Here is a 5,718-nt window from a genome sequence, read left to right as displayed (position 1 = left end):
GGATTAATATGTTACAAAAACGTGTTGTAGATTGAAACTTCTGTTATATATTGGAGCGCAACAAACCCGGAGATCGGCGCATGTACACTCAGGCGCTCAATGGCTCGGAAGGCGAGGAGCGAACAGTCGAGGGGGGTGCGAGGGGCGCGCAATTCCAGGCGCGGATCGATGCCGAAGATCGTATCGAACCGAACGACTGGATGCCACCAGCCTATCGCAAGACGCTGACGCGGCAGATCTCGCAGCACGCCCATTCCGAAATCGTCGGCATGCTGCCGGAGGGCAACTGGATCACCCGCGCGCCGTCGCTGCGCCGCAAGGCGGCGCTGTTGGCCAAGGTTCAGGATGAATGCGGTCACGGCCTTTATCTCTACGCCGCCGCTGAAACGCTCGGCAGTTCTCGCGAGGAACTCGTCGACCAGATGCTGGCCGGAAAGGCCAAATATTCCTCCATCTTCAATTACCCGACGCTGACCTGGGCGGATATCGGCGTGATCGGCTGGCTTGTCGATGGCGCTGCGATCATGAACCAGATCCCGCTCTGCCGTTGTTCCTATGGTCCCTATGCCCGCGCGATGATCCGTGTGTGCAAGGAGGAATCCTTTCACCAGCGGCAGGGCTATGAAATCATGCTGACACTCTGCCGTGGCTCAGACGAGCAGAAGGCGATGGCGCAGGACGCGTTGAATCGCTGGTGGTGGCCGGTGCTGATGATGTTCGGTCCGCCCGACAGCACGAGCCAACACAGCGACACCTCCACGCGATGGAAGATCAAGCGCTTCTCCAATGACGAACTGCGTCAGAAATTCGTCGATGCCACGGTGCCGCAGGCGCACTATCTCGGGCTGACTATCCCCGACGCGAGCATGAAATTGAATGAAGCGAGCGGGCATTGGGAATACAGCGCGATCGACTGGACTGAATTCAAAGAGGTGCTGGCCGGCAACGGCCCATGCAACCGCGACCGGTTGGCGGCGCGGCGCAAGGCCCATGAAGAGGGCGCTTGGGTGCGCGAGGCCGCCGCCGCCTATGCCGAAAAGCACAGGTTTCGTCAGGCCGCAGAAGCCGCCGAGTAAGAGCCAGGGAGGTCAGCGATGGCCACGCCGAACACGCCGCTATGGGAAGTTTTCATTCGCAGCCGCAATGGGTTGGCGCACAAGCATGTCGGATCGTTGCATGCGACCGATGCCACGCTGGCGCTTCAAGCCGCCCGCGACGTCTACACGCGCCGCGGCGAGGGGCTGTCAATCTGGGTGGTGCCATCGAGTGCCATCACCGCGTCCGACCCGGCCGAGAAGGGAATGATGTTCGAACCGGCGGAATCGAAGATTTACCGTCATCCGACATTTTACGAGGTGCCCGAAGAAGTCGGGCATATGTAGATGGCGATGCCATCGATCCAGGTCAGTGAAACCCCGCTGGTGCTGTATGTGCTGCGCCGCGCCGACGATGCTTTGATTCTGGGGCACCGGCTGTCGGAGTGGTGCGGTCATGCGCCGATGCTCGAAGAAGACATGGCGCTCGCCAATATGGGCCTCGATCTTCTGGGGCAGGCGCGCGAACTCTATTCTTACGCAGCGCAAATCGAAGGCAACGGTAACGACGAAGACAAGCTCGCCTATCTTCGCGATGTCAGGCACTACCGCAATCTCCTGCTGGTCGAGCAGCCGAACGGCGATTTTGCGCATACCATCGCGCGACAGTTTTTCTATTCCGCCTTCTCTGATCCTTATTGGCGCACGATGACGAAATCTTCCGATCCGACGCTGGCGGCGATCGCCGCCAAATCGGAAAAGGAAAGCGCCTATCATTTGCGGCATTCGTCGGAATGGATACTCCGGCTCGGCGACGGCACTCCGGAAAGCCACGCCCGCATGCAGGCTGCCATCGACAACCTCTGGGCCTTCACCGGAGAGATGTTCGAGACCGATGATAGCGAGCGTGCCCTGATCGAGACGGGTATAGCGATTGATCCGGCCGCCTTGCGTCCGCAATGGCTCAAGGCGGTCTCCGGAATTGTGGGTGAAGCGACACTTGTGCTGCCCAAATCAGAATGGATGCAGGAAGGCGGGCGCAGCGGGCGGCACAGCGAGCATCTCGGCCACTTATTGAGCGAGTTGCAATCGTTGCAGCGAGCGTTCCCCGGTGCGTCATGGTGACCGATGTGGCCGACCATGCAGAAACACGGCAGCGCGCCTGGGACATCGCGGCTCAGGTCGTCGACCCCGAAATTCCCGTGCTCACGATCGCCGATCTCGGCGTGCTACGCGACGTCGTCGTTAGCGATGGCCGGATCGAAGTGACGATCACGCCGACCTATTCCGGTTGTCCCGCGATGAACATGATCGCGCTTGAAATCGAGCTGGCGCTGGAGCGTGAGGGGTTTCGAGATTCAAAAATTCGTACCACCTTGTCGCCGGCCTGGACGACTGACTGGATGAGCGAGGACGGCCGCCGCAAGCTGCGCGAATATGGCATCGCACCGCCGCAGGCTACAATGTCGCGGCGCGCGTTGTTCGGGGTGGAGCAAGTCGCGTGCCCGCAATGCGGCTCCGGCAACACCGAAGTGCTTTCCGAATTCGGCTCGACGTCCTGCAAGGCGCTATGGCGCTGCAAGAGCTGCCGCGAGCCCTTCGACTATTTCAAGTGTCATTGATGTCAGCGCCCCGTTTCCACCGTCTGGCCGTCAACGATCTGCGCCGCGAAACGTCCGATGCGGTTTCCCTGACCTTTGCGATCCCGCAGGAGCTTCAAGACGATTATCGCTTTGCTCCCGGCCAATATCTGACCCTGCGAACGACGATGGAGGGCGAGGAAGTGCGCCGCTCCTATTCGATCTGTTCGGGGCCCGACGACGGCGAATTGCGCATCGCGGTGAAAAAGGTCGATGGCGGCGCTTTCTCAAGCTGGGCAGCGGATGAACTGAAAAGTGGCGACGAAGTCGACGTCATGACGCCGACCGGGCGCTTCGGCGTTGCGCCTGCGCCCGAAGCCGCGCGGATCCATGTCGGTTTTGCAGCCGGTTCCGGCATCACGCCTATTCTCTCAATCATCAAGGGCGTGCTGGCACGCGAACCGAACAGCCGGTTCTTTCTGTTTTACGGCAACCGTTCGACCGGAGGCATGCTGTTCCGTGAAGCGCTGGAGCAACTGAAAGATCGCTTCATGGAGCGGCTTTCGGTCTTTCACGTCATCTCGGGCGAGGAGCAGGATATTCCGATCCTGTATGGCCGGCTGGACGGCGAGAAGGTGAGGGTGCTGCTGCGCTCGCTGGTGCCGGCGGCCAGCATCGATCACATCTTCATTTGCGGTCCTACCGCTATGAGCGAGGAGATCGAGGCGACCTGTCGCGATATCGGCGTCCCCGCAGACCGCATTCACATCGAGCGATTTGTTTCCGGACTTGGCGGCAAGCCGCGGCCGAAGGCGGTTTTGCCGGCAAGCGCGCCGCCAAAGGCGTTTGCTGCGCTGATCATCGATGGCAAGCGCCGCGAGGTGCCGGTCGCCGCGGACGAGGCGATTCTCGATGCCGCGTTACGCGCCGGCGTCGACCTGCCGTTCGCCTGCAAGGGCGGGATGTGTTCGACCTGCCGGGCCAAGCTTGTCGAGGGCGAAGCGAGAATGGAGGTCAACTATTCGCTCGAGCCATGGGAACTCGAAAAGGGGTTCATCCTCACCTGCCAGGCTCGGCCCGTGAGCGATCGGGTCGTGGTAGATTACGACCATGTTTAGCCAATAGCAGCCCAACCAACGGAGAAGATCGCAGTGAACGCCAGCGCGCAGTTATCGCCCGACGATCTCGCCCGCGCCTGTGCGGATGCGATGTGGAAGGACGACGACGCCAGCAGGGGGCTGGGCATGAAGATTATCGAAGTGAGCGCGGGCCAGTCGACGCTGACGATGACGGTCGAGCCGCATATGGTCAACGGTCAGCGGATCGCTCATGGCGGCTTCATCTTTGCGCTTGCCGATTCGGCCTTCGCCTTTGCCTGCAACACCCACAACGAACGCGTCGTCGCCGCCGAGGGCAACATCACCTTCATCCGGCCGGGCAAGCTCGGCGACGTTCTGGTCGCACGAGCGCGCGAGATTTCGCGCATCGGGCGCTCCGGCATCTACGACGTGCAGGTCACCGCAGGCGATGTGGTGATCGCTGAATTTCGCGGTCATTCCCGCAGCGTTGGCGGCTCGTGGCTGCCGGCGCCGGGGATCGACGCCAATCAAAAATAAACTGCCGCAAAACAATATTTTGAGGAAACGCACGATGTCGACCAAACCTGAATCTGGATCGAGCGGCTACCTCCCGGAGATGGATGACGCCGAGCGCGCCTCGCGCGACGAAATCACGGCGTTGCAGATCAAGCGCCTGGCCTGGTCGCTTGCACACGCCTACGACAATGTCGCGCATTACAAGGCAGCCTTTGACGAGGCCGGCGTGCATCCGTCGGATTTCAGGCAGTTGTCGGATCTCGCCAAATTTCCGTTCACGGTGAAGACGGATCTGCGCGACAATTATCCGTTCAACATGTTTGCGGTCCCCCGCGAGCAACTGGTTCGAGTCCACGCCTCTTCAGGCACGACCGGCAGGCCGATCGTGGTCGGATATACCCGAGCCGATATCGCGACATGGTCGGCGGTGATGGCGCGCTCGATTCGCGCCGCTGGAGGGCGGACCGGCATGATCATCCACAATGCCTACGGCTACGGATTGTTCACCGGCGGGCTTGGCGCGCATTACGGTGCCGAGCAACTCGGTTGCACAGTGGTGCCGGTTTCCGGCGGCATGACCGAGCGGCAGGTGCAACTCATCAACGATTTCAGGCCTGACATCATCACGGTGACGCCGAGCTACATGCTGGCCATTCTCGACGAGTTCAAGCGTCAGGGGCTCGACCCCCGAAAATCGTCGCTGAAATTCGGCATTTTTGGCGCCGAGCCATGGACCAACGCCATGCGCGCCGAGATCGAAGCCGCGTTCGACATGGACGCGACCGATATCTATGGGCTGTCGGAGGTGATCGGTCCCGGTGTCGCGCAGGAATGCGTGGAGACCAAGGATGGACTGCACATATGGGAAGATCATTTTTACCCCGAGGTGATCGATCCCGAGACTGGCGCGGCGCTGCCCGACGGTGAAATGGGCGAACTTGTCTTTACCTCACTGACCAAGGAGGCCTTTCCGGTCATTCGCTATCGCACCCGCGATCTGACACGGTTGCTGCCTGGAACGGCGCGGCCGGGGATGCGTCGTATGGAAAAAGTCACAGGGCGCTCCGACGACATGATTATCCTGCGCGGTGTCAATCTGTTCCCCACCCAAATCGAGGAGGTGCTGCTGGCCACCGACTGGTGCGGCGGCCACTTCATCCTCGAGCTGACCCGCGAGGGCCGCATGGATGAACTGACCATCCAGGCCGAGGCTCGGCCGGAGCGCTGGGACGGCGATGGCCTGATTGACCAGGCCGAGCGGATCACCGCCCATATCAAGAACACGATCGGGATCACGTCCCGGGTCAGGGTCGTCGCGCCCAACACGTTGGAACGCTCTCTCGGCAAAGCGAAGCGTGTTTACGACCTGCGGCCAAAAGGGTAGCTAGTACCGCCGATCCGAAGTCCCTGCGCCACAAGCGGCGAATTCGATCAGGGACTTCAGATCGACAAAGCGGTACTAGAATCAATAAGTTTGCTAGTGCCCATGACTTTCCGAAGTTCGTGAAG

7 protein-coding genes are annotated in these 5,718 nt (G+C 60.9%); all 7 read left to right on the top strand.

From position 1 onward, the window contains the following. Nucleotides 1–80: 80 nt before the first annotated feature. Genes paaA through paaK form a run of 7 tightly spaced genes read left to right on the top strand, consistent with a single transcriptional unit; the run spans nt 81 to nt 5,593 of the window. Nucleotides 81–1,076 carry a 1,2-phenylacetyl-CoA epoxidase subunit PaaA gene (gene paaA / locus WB528_RS24200; protein WP_423891458.1) on the top strand — a complete coding sequence of 332 codons (996 nt, stop codon included), beginning with the start codon at nt 81–83 and terminating at the stop codon, nt 1,074–1,076. An 18-nt stretch (nt 1,077–1,094) separates the two neighbouring features. Next, nucleotides 1,095–1,382: a 1,2-phenylacetyl-CoA epoxidase subunit PaaB gene (paaB, locus tag WB528_RS24195; protein WP_423891455.1), complete on the top strand. Its 288-nt coding sequence runs from the start codon at nt 1,095–1,097 to the stop codon at nt 1,380–1,382. Continuing rightward, complete coding sequence (gene paaC / locus WB528_RS24190) at nt 1,383–2,159, top strand: 1,2-phenylacetyl-CoA epoxidase subunit PaaC (RefSeq protein WP_423891452.1); 777 nt, start codon at nt 1,383–1,385, stop codon at nt 2,157–2,159. Between the two features lie 5 nt (nt 2,160–2,164). Next, nucleotides 2,165–2,656 carry a 1,2-phenylacetyl-CoA epoxidase subunit PaaD gene (paaD, locus tag WB528_RS24185; RefSeq protein WP_423891450.1) on the top strand — a complete coding sequence of 164 codons (492 nt, stop codon included), beginning with the start codon at nt 2,165–2,167 and terminating at the stop codon, nt 2,654–2,656. Next, entirely contained in the window at nt 2,656–3,732 is a 1,077-nt protein-coding gene (gene paaE / locus WB528_RS24180) for a 1,2-phenylacetyl-CoA epoxidase subunit PaaE (RefSeq protein ID WP_423891448.1), read from the top strand. The genes paaD and paaE overlap by 1 nt, the downstream gene beginning before the upstream one ends. 33 nt (nt 3,733–3,765) lie before the next feature. Further along, nucleotides 3,766–4,230 carry a hydroxyphenylacetyl-CoA thioesterase PaaI gene (paaI, locus tag WB528_RS24175; RefSeq protein WP_423891446.1) on the top strand — a complete coding sequence of 155 codons (465 nt, stop codon included), beginning with the start codon at nt 3,766–3,768 and terminating at the stop codon, nt 4,228–4,230. 34 nt (nt 4,231–4,264) lie between these two features. Then, a complete protein-coding gene (gene paaK / locus WB528_RS24170) occupies nt 4,265–5,593 on the top strand; it encodes a phenylacetate--CoA ligase PaaK (RefSeq protein ID WP_423891444.1) in 1,329 nt (442 codons plus the stop codon). Nucleotides 5,594–5,718: the final 125 nt, after the last annotated feature.

Source organism: Bradyrhizobium sp. (genome assembly GCF_049586575.1).
Lineage (GTDB): Bacteria > Pseudomonadota > Alphaproteobacteria > Rhizobiales > Xanthobacteraceae > Bradyrhizobium.
Note: the sequence above shows the minus strand (reverse complement) of the source record. Positions and strands in the feature narration are given on the sequence as shown.